This window comes from Pseudomonas sp. UBA2684 (assembly GCA_002354655.1).
In the GTDB taxonomy this organism is placed as follows: domain Bacteria; phylum Pseudomonadota; class Gammaproteobacteria; order Pseudomonadales; family Pseudomonadaceae; genus Aquipseudomonas.
Genome location: DELY01000016.1, coordinates 1 through 20,302 on the forward strand (window position 1 = coordinate 1; position 20,302 = coordinate 20,302).

Below are 20,302 nucleotides of genomic sequence, written 5' to 3' on the forward strand. Positions count from 1 at the left end.
CTGGCGTTCGGGGTCAGGGTTGCTGTCCAGGTGATACCACCGTCGGAGGACGAAAGCCCGCTGAGCACACCATTGGCAACTGTAAAGTCGGCGGTGGCCAATCCGCTCACGGCCTCGTTGAAGGTAATGGTGACAGTAGCGGTCTGGCCAAGTGCCAGGGCAGTATCGTCCACGACAATCGAGGCGGTTGGACGTACACCATCAATCACTATGTCTTTGTTCGCACCGAGAGAACCCGCCGCACCCGGCGTAGGCAGGGTGAGGTTCGCATTGATGAAGGTGCCGCTCTGAATAGTATCGCCATTAGCAACCAATCCAGCGCTACTGATGTAGTCGAGGTCCGATGAAATGTCGCCCTCCTGCACCGTGTAGTTGAAATACAAGGTCGAGCTACCGCTGCCGGCAAGGTAGCTGAGCTCACGGTCGGTCGTACCGGTTTCCAACACCAGCTGGATAGTGCCGGTACTCAGGAATACGGCCTCGCTGAAGTTCACCGCCACGGTAACCGTGCTGCCGATGGCGTAAGTGCCATTGGCCTCCACTACGGTCACTGAAGTAACCGTGGGGGTGAGAGGCGCGGTCAGGGTGAAGTCGTTGCCGGTGCCGCCGATGTAACTAGCGGTGAGTTGAGTTGAATTACCGCCTGCGGTGAAGCTGTCGCCTTCCGCGATGCCAGTGAAGTTGCCGGTGACTGCATCTGCCATGTCGTTGACGATGATGGTGTAACTATCGCCACTGCCCGGCGTGTAGCCGTGGGTGGTCGACAGGGTCGCGCCGCTGACGTCGACCGTGCCGTTGACGATAACCTGGTCGTACTGGGTACCAGCGGCGGTGCCATTGATTTCCACAGCCAGGGTGCTGCCTGAGGCCATTGTCAGATTGCCGTTGAGGGTCAGGGTACCCGCGCTGTTACCCGGCGAAAGCGTACCGCCACTGTTGACCGTGACATCATTGGAGATACTGCCGTCGCCGCCCAAAGTGGCGGCCGATGCCACCGTCGTGTTCGATGTGGCAGACAAGGCACCATTGACCAGCAGGGTACCCGCATTGACATTGGTGGCGCCGGTGTAGCTGTCGGTGCCGCTAAGAGTAAGCGTGTTAGCACCAGTCTTGGTCAGCCCGCCTGCGCCGGTGATGTTGCCGGACAGCGTGGTATTGGCCGATGCATTGACAGTAGCCGTGCCACCGCTCAGCGCGATGGCATTGTCGATGGTGGTAGCGCCGGTTACGGCCAGCGTGCTGCCGCTGGACAGCGTAACTGCGCCACTACCGAGATTGGCGTCACTAGAGACACTCAGGGTGCCTGCACTGACGGTGGTGCCTGCGTAGGCATTAGTGTTGGACAGTGTCAGTGTCGACACCCCAGCCTTGGTGAGGGTGTTGGCGCCACTGATGACGCCGGACAGGGTGGCGTTGGCCGAGGTGCTGACGGTGGCATTCCCAGCCAAAGCGATGGCATTGTCGATAGTGGTAGCACCGCTGATGGCCAGCGTGGTGCCACCGGCAAGGCTGACTGCGCCACTGCCCAGGTTGCCGTCGCTGGCAACGCTCAGAGTACCCGCGCTGACGGTGGTGCCTGCGTAGGTATTAGTGTTGGACAGTGTCAGTGTCGACACCCCAGCCTTGGTGAGGGTGTTGGCGCCGCTGATAACGCCGGACAGGGTGGCGTTGGCCGAAGTGCTGACGGTGGCGTCGCCGGTCAGGGCGATGGTGTTGTCGATATTGGTGGCACCGGTCACGGCCAGCGTACTGCCGCTGGCCAGCGTGACCGTGCCACTGCCCAGATTATTGTCGCCAGCAACACTCAAGGTACCTGCGCTGATGGTGGTGCCCGCATAGGTATTGGTGTTGGACAATGTCAGCGTCGAGGCCCCGGCTTTTGTCAGAGTGTTGGCGCCGCTGATGATGCCGGACAGGGTAGCATCCGCCAAATTGCTGACCGTGGCATCGCCGCTGAGTGAGATGGCGTTGTCGATGGTGGTGGCGCCAGCGATCTCCAGCGTGGAGCCCGCAGCGAGCGTCACGGTGTTGCTGCCGAGGTTGCTGTCGCTGGCGACCGACAGCGTGCCGGCCGAAACCGTGGTGGTGCCTGAATACGTGTTAGTGCCGGCAAGCGTCAGGGTGCCGCTGCCCTGTTTCACCAGATTGCCGGTACCGGACAGGACACCGGCCACTGTGGTGGAGGTGTTGTCGCCCCCGGCGCTGAGGGTGAAGGCGCCGAGCTGGATGCTGGCGCCAGCATTGTTGCTGGCCAGGCTGCCGACCGTCTGGTCGGACTGCAGGGTGATGATGCTGTTGCCATCGGCGCGCAAAGCACTGCTGCTGGAAACCGAGGCGTCGCCGTTCAGTTTCAGCCAGCCGAAATTCACCGCGGTGGTGTTGCCGGTGTAGGTATTGCTACCGGACAGGGTCAGCGCGAAGGTGGCGGCCCCACTCTGGCTGACGCTCAGGCCGCCCGTGCCGCTGAGGCCTCCGGAGAAGGTGGTGTCGGCCGTGATGATGCTGGTGAGCGTATTGCTGCCAAGTGTTATGGCTCCGGCACCGGACAGGTTGCCGATGGTTTCGTTGTTGGACAGCGCGAGCGTGGCACCACCGGCGACCGCGACACTGCTGTTGCTGGAAATGGCATCGCCGCCGCTAACGGTCAGAATGCCTGCGGATACAGTGGTTGCCCCGGAGTAGGTATTGGTACCTGAAAGAGTGAGCCCCCCTGCACCCGCTTTAGTGAATGCACCGCTACCCGCAATAACGCTGGAAAGCGTGGCGGTATCGCCTGTGCCGTTGGTGAATGTTTGGGTTGTCGCAGCACCGAGGGTGAGTGTGCCGCTGGTCAACGACATGCCACTGGCTGCATCCATGTCGAAGGTCAAGCTCTCATTCAGGCTCACACTGTTGATGGTCAACGCTGTGCTGGCGAGGGAGCTAGCAAACGCTATGGTCTGGCTGCCGGAGCCATCCGCAGCAGCAATCGCCACCGCCTCGCTGAAGCTCACCCCGTTGCTGACATTAATAGTGGCCGTATCGGTGGCATTCGTGACGTAGATGGTGTCGCTAGTCACTGTCACGTCAGCGGTGGTGCTACCGATCCCGTCACTTAGCGTGAAACGAAGAGCAGTATCGCCAGACGGCGTATCGTTTCGGTAGTTGATATGCCGCGCCACATCGTTGACTAACGCGGTGGTGGCGGTGGTGCCGCTGCTGGTGAAGTTGATCGTCAGCACGCCACCCGTGTTGGTAAAGGTGGCGAAGGTTTGCCCACCCGATTGCAGGTTGTTACCACTGACCGTGAACAGACCCGATGCGGTGAAGCCGAAGGTATCGGCAGCAATCGCCGTGCCGGGACGCTGTACGGTTAGGCTGGCACCGGACCAATTACCGTTGCCGCTGTTGAGCGCGCCGAGTTCGGCATCGGTTAGCGAGGCATTGGCGCCTGCATCCAATATCACGGCGTTGCCGACCCCGGCCCAGGCGACGTTGCCGTTGATGTTGGCGATGACAGGTGCGGAGTTGGGAGGGGTGGTATCGCCAGCGAAGTTATCGAAATTGGTACCAAAGAAATCGGTCGAAGTGATCTGCACCTGATCGACACGGATATCGCTGAAACTCAGCGTTCCTGAAGCGGCGGCGGCCATGGTTTGGTTGGTGCCTACGGCACTGCCATCGAGATAGCCGCGTACGTTGGTGGTGCCGCCACTGGCGTTGTCGATGAAAATACTGCTGAAAGCAAAATCTGCCCCGTCAGTGCGGGCAATGGTGATGCGCTCCGTCCCAGCACCTGGGCCAGTCGACTGCATGTTGATTGACGATGAGCCACCAAAGCCGTTGCCGGGATCAAGGGCGAAATCACCGCCCTCCCCATCAGCTGTAAAAGTGAATGTGAAGGACACTCCACCCAGTATGCGGGTAAAGCTGGTCACAGCAGCACCCACACCTGATGCGAAATCATCAGAAAAGGCAACCAATAATCCAGAGTAACTACCCAAATCAAACGAGACTGTTTCAATGCTGCCCTGGGTGGCTTCAAGTACCCAATCCCCCCCCTTGCTGACCGAACCCGTCAAATCGCTGGAGGCCGCGACGTCCGCACCGGTCGCTGCCGCTAGCGATTGGATGAACTCCACTCCTGTGCCGTCAGCACCCACGTGACACCCGTAAAGCAGAATGTCGCCGGACGAGTCCAAGGATCTGCCGATGTCGGCCAGCAGCGCACTGTTGGCTGCTATCTGGGCACTGTCGAGCCATGTGTCGCCTAGCTTCACCTTGCCGCTATCGCCATGGCTGAGGATGTGAATGGCGTCGATGCCTTCGCGCCCTTCGAGATAGTCGGCAATCTGCTGCAAGCCATCCTTGCTGCTATCGAGCATTACCACTTCGATGCCCGGCTTGAGGCCATCGATCAGCTGTTGTTTGTTAGTCACCGCCCCATCGATAAACACCACTTCCTGGCGCTGGTCACTGCTGGCCGGAGGTGTAGCCGCGTCGCTGGTCTGCTGGGTTGCGTCGTCGGCAGTTTGTGCCTGGGCGTTGTCGGTCGGCTGGTGATCGGTCGAGGAAGCCGCTTCGACTGCGGTGGCGGCAATCGCGCCATCGAACAGCATGCGTGGTTCGAGGGCGGCCGCCAGGGGAGCGCGTCTGGCAATTAATGGGCTCGCTTGACGCCTGAACAGGTCAAGAAACTTCAAGGGAAACTCCTTTTTGCAATTGAATGTCAGATCGAGCACTGGAATAGGTGAACTATCGCCGCGTTTGCCTGTCCCCACAACCCCAAAACCCTGCCGATCCGAGCGCTCGGCCAGACAGGGGGCGTCAGAAACCGCGTTCGCGTACACCTAGCGCCAATTCGCCCTTGCCCGGCCACGCAGCGACTGGGTTGCGGCAGTATCGAGCCCTTGACGCCGTATTGCGCTTGCAGCGGTTCAACGTCCTGTGGGTGCGCGACGGGTATCGCCGTGGCTAAGCAGCATCAATCATGATGTGGGGCCCAAGGACTTGTGCCTCCGCACGTAGATTTAGCCTAGGCTGGACTTTAGGCGGCATATTCACGACATGCTCCGAATGTTACAAAAAACCTGGCGCCTTCAATTTGCGGGGGGTACAGGCAAGAGTCGAGCCTTGAAATGAGCGTGTCTCAAGCTGCTTGTTTGTTGCCAGACAAGCAGCTCTTTTTTGCCAGTGCCTGGCCTATTAGTTACGCGACGGGAAAATACCCTCCAGGGCAATAATGAAATTGGTGCCAAGGAAGGGATTACGCAATGGAACAGGCTGACTACCACCAACAGGGCTAACGGTTACCTGTGCGGCAAAGGGTGCAAGAGTGGTATCGGTAGGGTCTGTGCTGTACAGGGTGCCGGGGCGTCCGCCAGCAGCAACCGGGCCGAGATGGCTAGTCGTCGAGGGAGTCGCCGCAACGTTGGCGCTGGTTGTGACCGCAGGAATAGCAACATTTACCACTACGGCCGGTACGTGCATCGGTAGCTGCGCCAAGGTAAGACTGATGTTCTCGGCACCCGCCATTTCGCCTTGAGTGATTTGCGTCAGCCCCGGCCCCTGGCCCTGGCCAACCGGGCTGCGACCACGGTAGTCGGGCAATCCGAACGTGGTTTGCCCATTGCCGCCAAAAGTGGTGCCCAGCAGGGAAAACAGTGCGGAGTTCTGTGCAATGCCAATCAAGGCGCCGTTGCAGAAAGCCCAGCCTCTGGGGTTGAAGTTGAAACCGACCATGCGAATTTCACCGAGGAATGGTTCGCTCATTTTACTCTCTCCTTATTATCCGGCTTTATGCCGGTGGTCTTTGCACCCCAACATCCTGTTGGCTGGTTGAGGGTTGCGTTCTGGAAAAAAGCTTAAGTTGGTTGTTTCCTGCCTTCGCCTTTGCCTGGCTATGCTTGGCATTCTCGTCAGGCTGTCTCTATCGCAGGTATCAGGACGTGAAACACGGCTTCCATCTGATACTGCCCGGCAGGGCTTAAGCCGACTGGGGCCAGCAACAGATAATAGGCCTTACCTTCGGGGCTCCTGATTTCATAGCTTCCCTGGTCAACCCAGATACTCTCTGGCAATTCGAACGTGGCGGAGTAACAGGTGTAGCACGAGTTCATGGCGATACCGCCATCGACACGGACGAGTTGCATTGGCAGCGGCTGGTCATCTGTCGTCAGCAGCCACTGCTGATTTACGCTGGCGTTGAGTTGGACTTGGGTCGGCACTGACATAGGGTTACTCCATTTCTAATGCGTCGGCGACAGTGCTGGGCGTGAGCGGCTGTTCTGTATGGGGCTCCCACACCATTTTCTGATAAACGCCGCTGTCCCCCGTATGAGCAAAGCCAAGACGTGAATAAAGCAAGCGAACAGGGTTGTTGTTTTCAACATGCAACTCCAGCCGTTTTGCCTCGTTTGCAGCAGCCCGCATGAGGCCACGAATAATCGCTGTTCCAATCCCCTGATGCTGATAAGCGGGAAGCAGAATGATGTCGATCAGGCACAGTCGCTGCTTTTCCAGGTTCCAGTAGAGCCTGCCAATTGCAGTGCCACCGAACTCTATGAGGTCGAAGTGCGCAGTGCTGAAGTGTTGCTGGTAGTAGTGATGTTGGGCGTTGAACTGCTGGGCGAGGAAAGCCTGCTTTTGCGCTTCCGGCCAGTCGACCTGGCTCAGTTCCGACTGGCGGCTGAGGCTGTAAAGGTTCAGGAGAAAGGGCAGGTCATATTCAGATATGGGGCGAAAACGTAGCGCCAGGTGAGCGAGATTCTCTGGTAGGCGTACTGAAAAAGCGGGGGTGGTTGGGTCTGCGCCCTGCTGTCCGGCTTTAGAGTCGGTCTGCGTATCCATGCGTAGCATTCCTTGGCAATCATGCCCTGCGGCAGAAGTCGAGCTAGGCCAATATAGACGACTTTACTTAATCTGCCACCGCCAGATGTAGTGCCTGCCCGTAGACACCTGATAGACGTGGTCAGCGTCTGGCAGCACCACAATTTCGCCTTGAAACAGTGGCCCGGAAGCGCGCTTTTCGAAAGCACGCAATAACGACACGACAGTGCGCCATGAACGGCTCTATCGGCGGAGCGGTGGGCACGGCGATTTCAGGCTCCCCTGCAGTCTTTGAGCGATAGTGCGAACGCGTCCTAGAATCCGCTCTCCCGGATACCTAATGCGGCAACCCGCCGCCATATCGCACTGAACAGTGACTCGCTGCGCGCCTGGAGCACAACCTGACCACGTAGCGGCTGATTCACGCGCAACTGGCTGTCGTTGACCTGCAAACGCACACCATATTGACCTTGCACGGGCTGGGCGCGGCCCTCGGCATCGCGCTGGATGGCGATAGGGCCTTGATAGTCGGAAATCAGCGCTTCCAGTTGAATACTGGAGGTGCCGGTGGTGTCCACTTCGCTAAGGCGCACGCCGATGGATGCTCTGGCCGGGTCATCGAAAATGAAGCGGCCTTCGGCGCCGGGCTCGACCCTCCAGAGTTCGCCTTCTTGCAGATAACCCCGCACCAGCAAGCCTGGCTCGATCAGCCGTGCCAGAGTGGTCTGCGGCGACAGCCATGCGCCGGGCTTTAACATCGGGAGCACATCGCGCACCACGCCCGCCTCGGGGGCGCGGATCGACAGGCGCTCGCGTTGTGCCGCCAAGCCGCGGTATTCGGCCACGGCCTCGGCCAGTTGCTGCTCGAGAATGCCGACATCGGCAATCGTCTCGCTACGTCCGGCCTGGCGGCGCAACTGCAATTGCAGGATATCGATTTCACTGCGCACGATGGTTTGTCGCGAGTCGAGGTCTGGCGATTCAAGCTCCAGTAGCAGTGCGCCTTTTTCGACCGTTTGACCATTGCGCACGTGCAGCTGTTTCAGGCGTGCCGGCAAGGGCGCATGCAGGGCGGTGTTGCGTGAAGCCTCGAGCATCGCGGGCACGTCAACCGTGCTGCGCCAGGGCAGTAATAGCACGGCCAGCAGACCGAGCAGCGCAACGCCCAGCAGCAGGGCTTTACCAGGGTGCGCCTGGTCGCGGCGCTGCCACCACTCGCGTAACTCGCGCCAGACTGGCAAGCCGATAAACCACGCCAGCTCGACCAGCATCAGGAAGACGCCGAGCAGCTTGAAGAACATGTGATAGACAACCAAGGCGATACCGAGAAACAGCACCGCGCGCCATAACCAGGAGCCATACCCCCACCACAGCAAACGCCGCTGCATATCCGCCGACCAGGGCTCGGGGGCTGCTTCGCCGTAGCCGAACAAGGCTTCGCGCAAACGCCAGCGGCACAGGGCGAAGGCGCGGTGTTGCAGGTTATCCACCCCCCACAAATCGCTGAGCAGGAAATAACCGTCAAAACGCATAAAGGGATTGAGGTTGATCACCAGGGTGGTGATCCAGGTGGCGCTGGCCAGCATGAACGCTGCGGTGCGCGCAGGGCCATCCGGCAGGAGGGACCAGGCGAGCAAGGCGATACAGGCCAGCACCAGCTCGGCGAGGATGCCACCGGCGCCGATCAGCAGGCGCGAACGCCGCTCGTTGACGCGCCAGGCATCGCTGACATCGGTGTAGAACATCGGAAACATGACCATGAACGCCACCCCCATGCTCTGCACTCGACAACCGGCGCGCTTGGCCATGTAGGCATGGCCAAATTCATGGCATAGCTTGGCAAAGACCAAAGCGATACCGAACGAAATCGCGCCGCCGAGACTGAACAGGTGCGGAAAGGTGGCGATGAAACGCTCCCAGTCGCGGGCGACCAGAAAGCCTCCGAGGACCAGCAGCACCGGCAGTCCGATGCGCAGCAGGTTGGGGCCATAGCGCGCCAGCCACGGCCAGGTGCGATCCAGAAAAGCATCCGGGCGCCACAGTGGAATGCGAAAGAACAGGTATTGGTGGAGCAGGCCTTGCCACAGGCCGTGACGCTGTTGCGACGCCTTGGCGGCATAACTGGCACTCTGCTCGGCATCCAGCGCAGCGATCAAGTCGTGGTTGCGCAAAAAACGTAGCAACTCGTCCAACTCCGCTTCGTCCAGCGCTACGCCCGGCTCGCGGTTGGCGGCTTGGAGCACGCGCCCGACATCGCCCAGCTGCCAATGCCGGAGTAAACGCATGGCGGTGACGCCAAGCTTGAAGTAACGCCCGCGCAGCGGATCGGCGAGGGTCCATTGTGGCGCGCCATCCAGTGTGGTGGCGGCTGGTGACAACTGCAGATCGGCACGCAGCGCGGGCAATTGCATTTACAGACCTACCGTTTGGCGCAGGGCCGCGAGCGGGCGGCGTAACAGATAAAGGGCCAAGGGGCCGCGCTCGCCGAAAACTTTCGCGGTGCCGCGCAGGCCGATGCGCGGTGGCGCACCGACGAACTCGGCATCCAGGCGATAAGCCAGCTGGCCGCTGGCGGTCTGTTGCGCCTCATAGGCGATGCGTTGCAACTGCGCCTCGTGGCGGTGCAACGGATCGCTGTCGAGGAACAACGCAACCTCCGTGCCCGGCTTGAACTCCAGGGCATCGGCTACCGGCAACTCGATGCGCAGCTCGGCCTGGCTCGGCTCGGCGATCTCCATCAGGCGCTCACCGGTTTGCACCGGCTTGCCGGTCCAGCGCTGGGCGTCGGCAAATACCGCGATGCCATCGCGTTCGGCGCGCACTTCGCTGCGCGCCAGCAGTTGCCGGGCGTAGTCGCGCTCGGCGCGCTTCTGCTCCACACGGGCGGCGAACAGGTCGATACGTGCGCTGGAATCGGCATCGGTGAACGCGCGCTGGGCGTTGGCCTTGAGCTCGGCCTCGGCGACATCCAGGCTGCGCTCGGCGACATCGGCCTGGGCCTTGATGCTGGTGGCGTCAAAGCGCAGCAGGATGTCACCCGCGCGCACCGCCTGGTTGGGTTTGACCAGGATTTCGGCAATCACCCCATCCAGTGGCGCGGCGACCACCTGGCCGCCCAGTGGCACCACTTCCGCCGGGGCCAGCACCGATTGGCGTATGGGCAACAGCAACAGCAGCAGGGCCGCGCCGAGGACCGCGGCAACTTTCTTGCGCGGCCAGCGCAAGCGCCAGGGTTTGCCCGGTTGCAGGGCCAACCAGGCATGGCTGTAAGCATCGCCCAACTGGGTCAGCAGGGCTTGTTCGGCCTCGCTCCAGGGTTGCTCGCGGGCGATCCATAAACCGCCGAAAGGCTGTTGTTGTTTGTCCATCAACGGTAGCCAGAACACCGCGGCCGTCGACAGGCTGTGCCAATCCGCCTGACTCTGCGCACTCAACGAGTCGGCAGCCACTACCTGGGGCTTGTCCGAACGCCCCTGGGCGAGCAATTGGCTGGCCGCGGTTTCCACGAAGGCGACGAAAGGGGCATGGGGATCGACGACGCTGATGCCGGTCAGGGCGCGCACGCGACCGGCAATCAGCAGGGCGGTATGGCGGTAGCCGAACAGACCCTGCGCATCGTTGACCAGGGCATAGGCCAGGCTGTCGATGTTCTTGGCGTTGCGCGCCTGACGCTCGAGGGCGAGGAACTGGGCAAACACCCGTTCCGCCAAGCCGGGCACCTGGGCAGTCATGGCGCCTCCGTGAAGCGCGCGGTGCCACTCATGCCCGCCAACAACCCTTCAGTGACGCCCGGCAGAGTACCGATCAACAACAACGTCTGGCTGCCCTCGTCAATCCGTGCGCCGAGGCGTTTGACCTCGGCCTGCAGCGGCTTACCGGTTTCATCGGGTGTGAAACTGAAACGGTCGCCGGGCTTGAGCATGCCCAGCCAGCGCGACGGCATCAGCAGGTGAACCTCCAAGGTGCGGTTATCCACCACGTCCAGCAGTGGCGTGCCGCCGGCCACGCTTTCATGCGGCTGCACCCTGCGCGCCACCACGCGGCCATCGAACGGAGCGCTCACCGTGCAGCGGTTGATCTGCACTTGATAAACCTGGGCCTGGGCCTGGGCTTCGGCCTGACGCGCCTCGGCCAGCGCCACCTCGAAGCGACCAACAGAGTTCAGCGCCGCCAACTGTTTATTGTGCGCCAGCTCTTCACGAGCAGCCCGAGCACCGGCCTGTGCAGCGCGCAATTGAGCCTGGTAGGCACTGCAGTCGAAACGCACCAGCACCTCGCCTTTGGCGAAGCCCTGCCCTTCGGCATACGGCATTTCGGTAATCCGCCCCGCCAGCTCGCTGGACAACACCGCCTGATCGCGGGCACGCAATACGCCACGCGCCTCGCGTGTAGCCGACGTCACCGCGCTCGGCGTCAGGTTATCGAGCAGTGGATCGCCTAGCGGCAACGACTCGGCCTGAGCGACGCTCAGGCACAAAAGACATGAGACGGCATAAACCCATGCGGCTGATTGGTACATGTTGCGCTCCCTGCAAGGCGACTGGCCGAAGTCTACGGCAGAAGCCGCGGCTGGCAAACTGCCTTGCAGGAGTCGAGCGCCCGAGCGTACCCACGGCCGCGGCCGCACAGTTCAAGAACAAAGGTTACAGCTGCGCCCAATGACCGTCCTGGCGATGCGCTTGCAGATGCGGCAGCACCGCAGCCAACAATGGCTCCTTGAACGCCTCCTGGAAGCGATGGGCCAGGCCGGGGATGAGTTTCAGTTCGCTGCCTTCGATATGCGCCGCCACATGCACGCCGTGCATCACCGGCAACAGCGGGTCGGCGGTGCCGTGCACCACCAGGGTCGGCACCTGTAAACGGTTGAGCAATTCGACCCGACTCGGCTCGGCGAGAATGGCCAGCAGTTGGCGCTGTACACCGTCGGGATTGAACGCGCGGTCGTAGGCCGTTTGCGCCTGTTGCAGCAGCACAGCGCGGTCATCGCTGACGGCCGGGCTGCCCAAGGCGGCCAGCAGATCGGCCTGTTGCTCCAGCGCCACCGCACGGTTCGGCGCTTCACGCGTGGCCAGCAGCGTCAGCAGGGCCGCGCTCGGTGCCGGCAGCCCTTGGGCGCCGGAGCTGGTCATGATCAAGGTCAGGCTCTGCACCCGCTGCGGCGCCAGGTCGGCCAGGTGCTGGGCGATCATCCCGCCCATGCTGGCGCCGAGCACATGGAACTGCTGGATAGCCAGGGCATCCATCAAGCCCAGCGCATCGCCGGCCATGTCGCGCAGGCGGTAAGGCGCGGACACCGACAGGCCGAGGCGATAGCGCAACGCCTCGTAGCCGAGATTGATCGGCGGTGCGGCATGCGTCCAGGCACTCAGGCCAACGTCGCGGTTGTCGAAACGGATCACCCGAAAGCCCTGCGCACACAAGCGCGCGACCACTTCGTCGGGCCAGTGAATCAACTGCCCGCCCAGGCCCATGACCAGCAGCAGCGCCGGATCGCTGGCGCGGCCGATGCTTTGGTAGGCCAGTTGCACCTCGCCCACGGCGACGCGCTCAGTCGGTACCTGAACGGCGCAGCGTTCGGCCGCAAAGGAGGACACACCGCACAACAGTGCGGCGAGGAAAATTAATGCACGCATAGAAACACCAGAACGCAGAACCCCATTAAGTCGTGAGTCTGGTGATATTTGGTCGTGCGCGCTGCCACAGAACCGTGACAGTTTGATGAAACTTGCCGAGTGGTCGGCAGATCGCCGCCCTCGCCCACAGAAAAGGCTCTATCGCTGTTAGATGATGCAGACCGCCGCCCACAAAAGCGCGACCGCCTGGGGACATAATCAAAAAGGCCGTAAGTTGGGCGGCGAGCACCCAACGGCCAGGTGGACAAGGCTTCGCCATGTCCACCCTAGATATCCTCGTCGGACTCAGGCCAGCTCGCTGCGCAGCTGGCGAGCGGCGGCGACCATGTTGACCAGCGCCGCCTCGGTTTCCGCCCAGGCGCGGGTCTTCAGGCCGCAGTCCGGGTTGACCCACAGGCGCTCGACGGGAATACGCTGGGCCGCCTTGCGCATCAAGTTGACCATCTCGTGGGTGTCCGGCACCCGTGGCGAGTGGATGTCGTAGACGCCGGGACCGATGTCGTTGGGGTAAGCGAAGGCCTCGAAAGCCTCCAACAACTGCATGTCCGAGCGCGAGGTCTCGATGGTGATCACATCGGCGTCCATCGCGGCGATGGACTCGATCACATCGTTGAACTCGCTGTAGCACATGTGGGTGTGGATCTGCGTTTCGTCGCGCACGCCCGAGGCGCACAGGCGGAAGGCTTCGCTGGCCCACGCGAGGTAGTCGGCCCACTGCGCCTTGCGCAGCGGCAGGCCCTCGCGGAACGCCGCTTCGTCGATCTGCACGATCTTGATCCCCGCCGCCTCCAGATCCTGCACCTCGTCGCGGATCGCCAGCGCCAATTGGCGCGCCTGCACCTCGCGGCTGACGTCTTCACGCGGGAACGACCACATCAACATGGTCACCGGGCCGGTAAGCATGCCCTTCATCACCTTGTCGGTCAGGCCTTGCGCGTAGCGAATCCACTCGACGGTCATCGGCCGCGGACGGCTCAGGTCGCCGACGATCACCGCCGGTTTGACGCAGCGCGAACCGTAGCTCTGCACCCAGCCGAAGCGGGTGAAGGCGTAGCCGTCGAGCTGCTCGGCGAAGTACTCGACCATGTCGTTGCGCTCGGCTTCACCGTGCACCAGCACATCCAGGCCGAGGTTTTCCTGCACGTCAACGGCGTGGCGGATCTCGCTGTGCATGGCCTCGGTGTAGGCGGCGGCCGACAGCTTGCCAGCCTTGAACGACTGGCGCGCCAGGCGGATCGCCGCGGTCTGCGGGAACGAGCCGATGGTAGTGGTCGGCAACGCCGGCAATTGCAGGCGCGCACGCTGCTTGTCGATGCGCTCGACGAACGGCGAAATACGCTGGCTGTCCGCCGGGGTGATGGCGTTCAGGCGCGCCTGCACCGCCGCTTGGTGAATCCGCGACGAGCCTGCACGGCTGGCCTGGAGCGCGCGGCTCTCGGCCAGCGCGGCTTGCACCTCGGCCGCCTGCGGTTGGTTGACGGCGCGGGCGAGGATGGCGATTTCCGCGCACTTCTGCACGGCGAAAGCCAGCCAGCCTTGCAGCTCGCCATCCAGTTGGTCTTCACGGTTCAAGTCGACCGGGCTGTGCAGCAACGAACAGGAACCGGCGACCCACAGGTTGGCGCCGAAGCGTTCCTGCGCCTGCTGCAACTGCGCCAGGGCCTTGTCCAGGTCGCAGCGCCAAACGTTGCGGCCGTTGACCACGCCCAGCGACAGCACCTTGTAGGCCGGCAGGCGATCGAGCAGCAGCGGCAGCTGCTCCGGCGCGCGCACCAGGTCGACGTGCAGGCCGTCCACCGGCAGGCCGACCGCCAGGCCGAGGTTGTCGTCCAGGCCGCTGAAATAGGTGGCGACCAACTTCTTCAACGGGGCGTGCTGCAACAGGTGGTAGGCGCGCTCGAAAGCGTTCTTCCAGTCCTGCGGCAGGTCCAGGCCGAGAATCGGCTCGTCGATCTGCACCCACTCCACGCCCTGGGCCGCCAGACGCCCGAGGATTTCCCCGTACAGCGGCAGCAGGCGGTCGAGCAGCTCGAGTTTATCGAAACAGTTCGCGCCTCCCGCGTCGCCCTTGACCTTACCCAGCCACAGGTAGGTCAGCGGGCCGATCAGCACCGGCTTGACCCGATGCCCCAGCGCGTGGGCCTCCGCAACCTCGTCGAACAGCTGTTCCCAACTCAGCTGGAAACGCTGATCGGCAGTGAATTCCGGGACCAGGTAGTGATAGTTGGTGTCGAACCACTTGGTTAGCTCTTGTGCATGGGCACCGCCGCAGCAGCCCTGGCTAACGCCGCGGGCCATGCTGAACAGGGTATCCAGGCTCGGTTTGCCCGAATGTGGGCGGAAGCGCTCGGGAATCACGCCCAAGGTCAGCGAGTGCGCGAGCACCTGGTCGTACCAGGCAAAGTCGCCGACCGGCAGCAACTCGATGCCGGCGTCTTTCTGTACCTGCCAGTGGGCGGCGCGCAGTTCGCGGCCAACCGCCTGCAAGCCGGCTTCGTCCAGCTCACCTTTCCAGTGGGCCTCCAGGGCTTTTTTCAATTCACGGTCGCGGCCGATACGCGGGAAACCGAGGGAATGGGACAGGGCCATGTCGAAATGCTCCATATGCATAAATGATGGTGAGCATTCTCGACAGCCATGCATCATGAGACAAACTCAATATATTCGCCTTGATCTATAATTTCACTCATGTTCAGCTAGCCAGCCAGGGCCATGCCCGCGAAAGCGTCCACACAAAAGCTTCGCGGGCATGGCCCGCTCCTACAGTCGCCATAGCGATACTGACCCCCTCACGCCGAGGTCCCCATGCTCGAATTGCGCCACCTGAAAACCCTGCACGCCCTGCGCGAAAGCGAGAGCCTGGTGGATGCCGCCGAGCGCCTGCACCTGACCCAGTCGGCGCTGTCGCACCAGTTCAAGGAGCTGGAGGAACGCCTCGGCATGCAGCTGTTCGTGCGCAAGACCAAGCCGGTACGCTTCACCAGCGCCGGGCTGCGCCTGCTGCAACTGAGCGATGCGGTATTGCCCCTGCTACGCGGCGCCGAGCGCGACCTGGCGCGGTTGGCCGGCGGCACGGCGGGCCGCCTGCACATGGCCATCGAGTGCCACAGCTGCTTCCAGTGGCTGATGCCGACCATTGATCAGTTCCGCGACGCCTGGCCGGAAGTGGAACTGGACCTGGCCTCGGGCTTCTCCTTCGCCCCGCTGCCGGCCCTGGCGCGCGGCGATCTGGATTTGGTGGTGACCTCCGATCCGTTGGAGCTGGCCGGCATCACCTACGTGCCGCTGTTCACCTACGAAGCCATGCTCGCCGTGGCCAACCAGCATGCCCTGGCGAGCAAGCCGTTCATCGTCGCCGAAGACCTGGCCAGCGAAACCCTGATCACCTACCCGGTGGAACGCGACCGCCTGGATATCTTCACCCGCTTCCTCGAACCGGCGGATGTCGAGCCGGCACAGGTGCGCACCTCGGAGCTGACGGTGATGATGATGCAACTGGTGGCCAGCGGCCGTGGCGTGTGCGGCCTGCCCAACTGGGCGCTGCACGAGTACAGCTCGCGCGGCTATGTGACCGCCAAGCGCCTGGGCGACAAGGGCCTGTTCGCCACGCTCTACGCTGGCATCCGCACCGACATGCTCGACGCGCCATTCATGCGCGACTTCCTGCTGACCGCCAAGGACACCTCCTTCGCCAACCTCGAAGGCGTCAGCGTCGCGCGCTGAAGACTCACCGCCCCACAGCGGCCGCCGGGCAGCGTTCAAGCCTCCTCGAAACTCAACTCCGGCGGCTGGCGGCGGAAACCGCCGGTCAGCCAACCCAGATAAACCAGGCCCAGCGCCAACCAGCACACGCCGAGGGTCATCGCCAGAGGATCGAGGCTGATCATCAGCCACAGGGTGGCGAACAGGCCGACCGCCGGGAACCCCAGGTACTGCACCGAGCGCCCCAGACCACGCTGCGGGCTGCCCAGCCAGTAATGGAAGATCACCGAGAGGTTGACCAGGCTGAAGGCCAGGAAGGCGCCGAAGTTGATGAACGAGGTCGAGGTGGTCACGTCGAGTTTCAATGCCAGCAACGCCACTGTTGCGCACAGCAAAATGCTGCCGACCGGTGTGCCGAAGCGCTCGCTGAGCCGGCCGAATAACCACTGCGGCAATACCCCGTCGCGGCCCATGGCGAACAGCAGACGCGAAGCACTGGCCTGGGCCGCCAGGCCCGAGGTGAATTGGCCAACGATCAGGCCGATCAGGAAGATCGACACGAAGACGTCACCGCCGATATTGCGGGCAATCTCATAGGCTGCCGCATCGGTGCTCTGGAACACGCTGGAAGGGTGCGCCAACTGCACGAAGTAAGAGGTGGCGATAAAGATCAGCCCGCCGAGCAGGGTGATCAGCAGGATCGCCCGTGGGATGGTCTTGCGCGGCTCGTGGGTTTCTTCGGTCAGGGTGCTCACCGCATCGAAACCGAGGAAGGAATAACAGGCGATAGCCGCGCCGCTCATGATCAGCGGCAGGTTCAGGCCATCGGCGAAGAACGGCTCGAGCGACCACAACGGCCGACTCGCATCGCCCAGCACGTAGTGCACGCAGAGCGCGACGAAGGCGATCAACACCAGGAACTGCACCAGCATCAGCGCGCCGTTGACCGTCTTCGCCAACCGCAGACCGACCACGTTGATCGCCGTGGTCACGCCGATAAAGGTCAGCACCCACAGCGCCTGCGGCACTGCCGGGAAGGCCGAGTGCAGGTAGGCGGCGCCGATCAGCCAGATCGCCATCGGCAGGAACAGGTAATCCAACAACACCGCCCAGCCGGCGAGGAAACCCAGCTTGGGGCTGATGGCCTTGCGCACATAGCTGTAGGCCGAGCCGGCCACCGGAAAAGCGGCAGCCATACGCGCATAGCTGAAGGCGGTGAACAGCATGGCCAGTGCCGCCGCCACATACGCGGCGGGAACCTGACCCTGGGTGACATCGGCGAGGATGCCAAAGGTGCCGAGGACGATGACCGGGGTCATGTACGCGATGCCGAACAGCACCACGGACCCCAGCGTGAGGGTGCGCTGAAGATGAGCCATTACTGCTACTCCGAATTATTAATTGTTATGACAGAGCCGAGGTCGGCGAAAAAACACCATGTCCCGAACGATGAGTAGATGCGGGGCGGCGGCCGCCCGTCGGGAGCGGCCGCGGGCTCAGGGAATCAGCAACTCGCGAAGGCCGTCGGGGGATTCGCGCAGCTCGCCGGGCAAGGCCATGCGGCGGTCGTCCAGGTAGCGGTAATCGCTGCGCGCGGCTTGCAATTGCGCAAGGTCCAGGTCGACGATCTGCCGGCACGCGTCGCGCCCGGCTTCGCAGAGCAAGCGACCGAAGGGATCGACCACCGCGCTGCCGCCGGCGAACACCAGCCCGTCGTCGCCGTCGCCGACGCGATTGACCATTACCGCGAACGCCTGGTTTTCCATGGCGCGGGCCATGATCGCGGTGCGATGGGTCGGACCGTAGGGGTCCATGTTGCCGTTGGTGACGATGATCAGTTCGGCGCCCAACTGGCCCAATGCCCGGGCACTTTCCGGGAACTCGATATCGAAGCAGATCAGAATGCCGACGCGGATGCCCTTCCACAGCGCCGTGGCGTAACGGTCGCCGGGGGTGAAGATGCCGCGGTCCGAGGCCCACAGGTGGGTCTTGCGGTAGCGCAGGGCGATACCCTCGGGGGTGATCAGCAGCGTGGTGTTGTAGAACACGCCGCCATCGTTCTCGGCCAGACCGATGGCCACCGCGAGGTTTTTCTCGCGGGCGGCCCGCTGCACCGCTTGCACACTCGGGCCGTCCAGCGGCTCGGCGACATCGGCGATGGTGGCGGCGCTGGGAAAGCCCATCAGCTGGGTTTCTGGAAACACCACCAGCTCGGTGTCCGCGGCGCAGGCAGCGATGGCCGCCAGGGTGCGCTGCAGGTTGTAGGCGGTGTCGCCGTCGCGACCGGTCAGTTGCACGAGTTCGACCTTCATGGGCCCTCCTGATTCTTGTCTTGGCACATGACCGGACACGGCAAAATGCGCAGAATGCACGCTGTGCCGGCATGTGGCTCGAGTCGAGTATCAACCCACATGGCCGTGCTGCAAATCACGCCCGCGTGGTAACCCATCAGGGGTAGAGCATGACGCTTTCATTGCAGGACATCGCCTGGCACCGCACGGTCGGGCAGTTGATCGAGGCGCTGGACAAGCCGAATTTCTGGATCGCCCTAGTGCGCAGCCTCGATCGCTACGTGGCTTTCGACAGCTGGGTGGTGTTGCTGTTCAGCAACGCCCGCCCGCAGGTATTCGCCGAATGCCCCGGCAGCGATGGCGGCCCCGACCCGCTGTTTCAGGATTACCTGCACGGCCTCTACCAGCTCGACCCGTTCTACCTGGCCAGCCGCGAAACCACGCGCGGCGGCCTCTATCGCCTGGCCGACGTGGCGCCGGAATGTTTCGAGCAGACCGATTACTACCAGCGCTACTTCCGCCTCAATGTGGTGGCCGACGAGGTGCAGTTCAATGTGGCCCTGGCGGGTGAACGCACGCTGTGCCTGTCGCTCGGCTCGCGGCAGGCCTTCAGCCCCGAGCAGATCGCCCTGCTCGGCCTGGTCGAACCCTGGGTCGCGGCGCTGATGCGCCAGCGCTTGGCCTTTGAGCAGGAACTGCTGGCCAGCCCACCGCCACCGGCGCCGGTCTGGCACGAACAACTGCACACGGTCGGCCAGCAGGTCGAGAACAGCCTCACCGCCCGCGAACTGGAAGTCGGCCAACTGATGCTCAGCGGCTGCTCGAGCAAGGAAATCGCGCGCAAACTGGCGATCTCCGCGGAAACCGTGAAGGTGCACCGCAAGCACATCTACAGCAAACTCGGGATCAAGTCGCAGTCGGAGCTGTTCGCCCTGTTCCTCCAGGCGCAGCAAGCCTGAGCCACACACAACCTAAGCACGGGGCAACAAGACTCGGCGGTCACTCGCCGAGGCCCTACACTGGCGCTTCACTTCGCCAAGGCAACGGTCGACGATGCGCACTCTTTATCAGTTTCCGATCTCCCATTACTGCGAGAAAACCCGCTGGCACCTGGATCACAAGGGGCTCGACTTCCAGGTCGACAACCTGTTTCCGGGCCTGCACCGGCTGCAGAGCAAACGCCTGGCCGGCATAGTCACCCTGCCGATCCTGCGCGATGGTGCCAAGGTGCTCGGCGACTCGACCACGATTGCCCTGTACCTGGAAGACGCCTACCCACACGCGCCGCTGCTGCCGGAAGACCCCGGCCAACGTGCCGAGGTGCTGGAGCTGGAAGAGCGCTTCGACCGCCTTGGCGTGCATGTGCGGCGCTGGCTGTACGGCCAGATCAAGCAGTGGGATTCGGTGATGCACGCGATGCTCAAGGTCTACCGTCCGCTGTTCGGCCTGCGCGACCTGATGAAGCCAGTCCTGATCAATGGCGTGCAGAAGCTCTACGGCGTCACCCCGCAACGCGTCGCCGCCTCGCAAACCGAGTTGCTCGAAGGCCTGGCGCTGATCGAGTCGCGTATCCAGGGCGACCCTGCGCGCTACCTGGTCGGCGACCGCCTGACCCTGGCCGACATCAGCGCCGCCGCCCTCTTCGCCCCGTTGTTCACCCCTGCGGGCACCCCCTGGGAAGGCATCGCCGGGCATGACGCCAAGACCCAGGCCTTTCTTGACGAACTGCACGCCCACCCCGCCGGCCAGTGGGTGCTGCGCCGCTACGCCGAAGACCGCACGCGCCGCGCGTGATGCCTGAAACGGCACACTCGTGTGCCGTCTCCAAACAAAGGTTCTTCGCGGGTTAGCGGCGCAAACCCGCGAGGC

At 62.8% G+C, this 20,302-nt stretch carries 14 protein-coding genes; 3 read left to right on the forward strand and 11 right to left on the reverse strand.

Annotated elements, in window-relative coordinates; all coding sequences use genetic code 11:
* The 9 genes from B3M58_RS06930 to metE all read right to left on the reverse strand — a co-directional run.
* Positions 1 to 4,721 (reverse strand): DUF4347 domain-containing protein (locus tag B3M58_RS06930; RefSeq protein WP_296217862.1); only part of this gene is annotated, 4,721 nt, incomplete at its 3' end.
* Positions 4,722 to 5,184: 463 nt separating this feature from the next.
* Positions 5,185 to 5,751: a phage tail protein gene (locus tag B3M58_RS06935; RefSeq protein WP_296217863.1), complete on the reverse strand. Its 567-nt coding sequence runs from the start codon at positions 5,749 to 5,751 to the stop codon at positions 5,185 to 5,187.
* A 146-nt stretch (positions 5,752 to 5,897) separates the two neighbouring features.
* Positions 5,898 to 6,212: a DUF6916 family protein gene (locus B3M58_RS06940; RefSeq protein ID WP_296217865.1), complete on the reverse strand. Its 315-nt coding sequence runs from the start codon at positions 6,210 to 6,212 to the stop codon at positions 5,898 to 5,900.
* A 4-nt stretch (positions 6,213 to 6,216) separates the two neighbouring features.
* Entirely contained in the window at positions 6,217 to 6,828 is a 612-nt protein-coding gene (locus tag B3M58_RS06945; RefSeq protein WP_296217867.1) for a GNAT family N-acetyltransferase, read from the reverse strand.
* A 293-nt stretch (positions 6,829 to 7,121) separates the two neighbouring features.
* Positions 7,122 to 9,218 (reverse strand): HlyD family efflux transporter periplasmic adaptor subunit, encoded by a 2,097-nt coding sequence (locus B3M58_RS06950; protein ID WP_296217868.1) that lies wholly within the window; start codon positions 9,216 to 9,218, stop codon positions 7,122 to 7,124.
* Entirely contained in the window at positions 9,219 to 10,538 is a 1,320-nt protein-coding gene (locus B3M58_RS06955; RefSeq protein ID WP_296217869.1) for an efflux RND transporter periplasmic adaptor subunit, read from the reverse strand. It lies immediately after the preceding gene.
* A complete protein-coding gene (locus tag B3M58_RS06960; RefSeq protein WP_296217871.1) occupies positions 10,535 to 11,326 on the reverse strand; it encodes an efflux RND transporter periplasmic adaptor subunit in 792 nt (263 codons plus the stop codon). Before B3M58_RS06960 ends, B3M58_RS06955 begins: the two co-directional genes overlap by 4 nt.
* A 124-nt stretch (positions 11,327 to 11,450) precedes the next feature.
* Positions 11,451 to 12,440, reverse strand: coding sequence for an alpha/beta fold hydrolase (locus B3M58_RS06965; RefSeq protein WP_296217873.1), 990 nt, complete (start codon positions 12,438 to 12,440; stop codon positions 11,451 to 11,453).
* Between the two features lie 285 nt (positions 12,441 to 12,725).
* Positions 12,726 to 15,029 carry a 5-methyltetrahydropteroyltriglutamate--homocysteine S-methyltransferase gene (metE, locus tag B3M58_RS06970; RefSeq protein ID WP_296217875.1) on the reverse strand — a complete coding sequence of 768 codons (2,304 nt, stop codon included), beginning with the start codon at positions 15,027 to 15,029 and terminating at the stop codon, positions 12,726 to 12,728.
* 216 nt (positions 15,030 to 15,245) lie between these two features.
* On the opposite strand from metE, the gene metR reads away from it, so the two are divergent.
* Positions 15,246 to 16,163 carry a transcriptional regulator MetR gene (metR, locus tag B3M58_RS06975; protein WP_296217877.1) on the forward strand — a complete coding sequence of 306 codons (918 nt, stop codon included), beginning with the start codon at positions 15,246 to 15,248 and terminating at the stop codon, positions 16,161 to 16,163.
* A gap of 35 nt (positions 16,164 to 16,198) precedes the next feature.
* Here the strand turns inward: metR and B3M58_RS06980 are convergent, their stop codons facing one another.
* Together B3M58_RS06980 and B3M58_RS06985 are read right to left on the reverse strand one after the other, a co-directional pair.
* Entirely contained in the window at positions 16,199 to 17,521 is a 1,323-nt protein-coding gene (locus tag B3M58_RS06980; protein WP_296217879.1) for an APC family permease, read from the reverse strand.
* Positions 17,522 to 17,638: 117 nt separating this feature from the next.
* The gene (locus B3M58_RS06985; protein WP_296217881.1) at positions 17,639 to 18,454 is read right to left on the reverse strand and encodes a carbon-nitrogen hydrolase family protein; all 816 of its coding nucleotides are present in this window, start codon (positions 18,452 to 18,454) and stop codon (positions 17,639 to 17,641) included.
* Positions 18,455 to 18,603: 149 nt separating this feature from the next.
* Between B3M58_RS06985 and B3M58_RS06990 the strand changes: the two genes are divergently transcribed.
* Positions 18,604 to 19,392 (forward strand): helix-turn-helix transcriptional regulator, encoded by a 789-nt coding sequence (locus B3M58_RS06990; RefSeq protein ID WP_296217882.1) that lies wholly within the window; start codon positions 18,604 to 18,606, stop codon positions 19,390 to 19,392.
* Positions 19,393 to 19,486: 94 nt separating this feature from the next.
* Positions 19,487 to 20,227, forward strand: a complete 741-nt coding sequence (locus tag B3M58_RS06995; RefSeq protein ID WP_296217884.1) for a glutathione S-transferase family protein — start codon at positions 19,487 to 19,489, stop codon at positions 20,225 to 20,227.
* Positions 20,228 to 20,302 lie beyond the last annotated feature (75 nt).

Excerpts from the sequence above, each read along its gene's own strand:
- B3M58_RS06935 (WP_296217863.1), bottom strand. The coding sequence starts at position 5,751 with ATGAGCGAACCATTCCTCGGTGAAATTCGCATGGTCGGTTTCAACTTC.
- B3M58_RS06985 (WP_296217881.1), bottom strand. The coding sequence starts at position 18,454 with ATGAAGGTCGAACTCGTGCAACTGACCGGTCGCGACGGCGACACCGCC.
- B3M58_RS06945 (WP_296217867.1), bottom strand. The coding sequence starts at position 6,828 with ATGGATACGCAGACCGACTCTAAAGCCGGACAGCAGGGCGCAGACCCA.
- metR (WP_296217877.1), top strand. The coding sequence starts at position 15,246 with ATGCTCGAATTGCGCCACCTGAAAACCCTGCACGCCCTGCGCGAAAGC.
- metE (WP_296217875.1), bottom strand. The coding sequence starts at position 15,029 with ATGGCCCTGTCCCATTCCCTCGGTTTCCCGCGTATCGGCCGCGACCGT.
- B3M58_RS06990 (WP_296217882.1), top strand. The coding sequence starts at position 18,604 with ATGACGCTTTCATTGCAGGACATCGCCTGGCACCGCACGGTCGGGCAG.
- B3M58_RS06950 (WP_296217868.1), bottom strand. The coding sequence starts at position 9,218 with ATGCAATTGCCCGCGCTGCGTGCCGATCTGCAGTTGTCACCAGCCGCC.
- B3M58_RS06965 (WP_296217873.1), bottom strand. The coding sequence starts at position 12,440 with ATGCGTGCATTAATTTTCCTCGCCGCACTGTTGTGCGGTGTGTCCTCC.
- B3M58_RS06940 (WP_296217865.1), bottom strand. The coding sequence starts at position 6,212 with ATGTCAGTGCCGACCCAAGTCCAACTCAACGCCAGCGTAAATCAGCAG.
- B3M58_RS06995 (WP_296217884.1), top strand. The coding sequence starts at position 19,487 with ATGCGCACTCTTTATCAGTTTCCGATCTCCCATTACTGCGAGAAAACC.
- B3M58_RS06980 (WP_296217879.1), bottom strand. The coding sequence starts at position 17,521 with ATGGCTCATCTTCAGCGCACCCTCACGCTGGGGTCCGTGGTGCTGTTC.
- B3M58_RS06955 (WP_296217869.1), bottom strand. The coding sequence starts at position 10,538 with ATGACTGCCCAGGTGCCCGGCTTGGCGGAACGGGTGTTTGCCCAGTTC.
- B3M58_RS06960 (WP_296217871.1), bottom strand. The coding sequence starts at position 11,326 with ATGTACCAATCAGCCGCATGGGTTTATGCCGTCTCATGTCTTTTGTGC.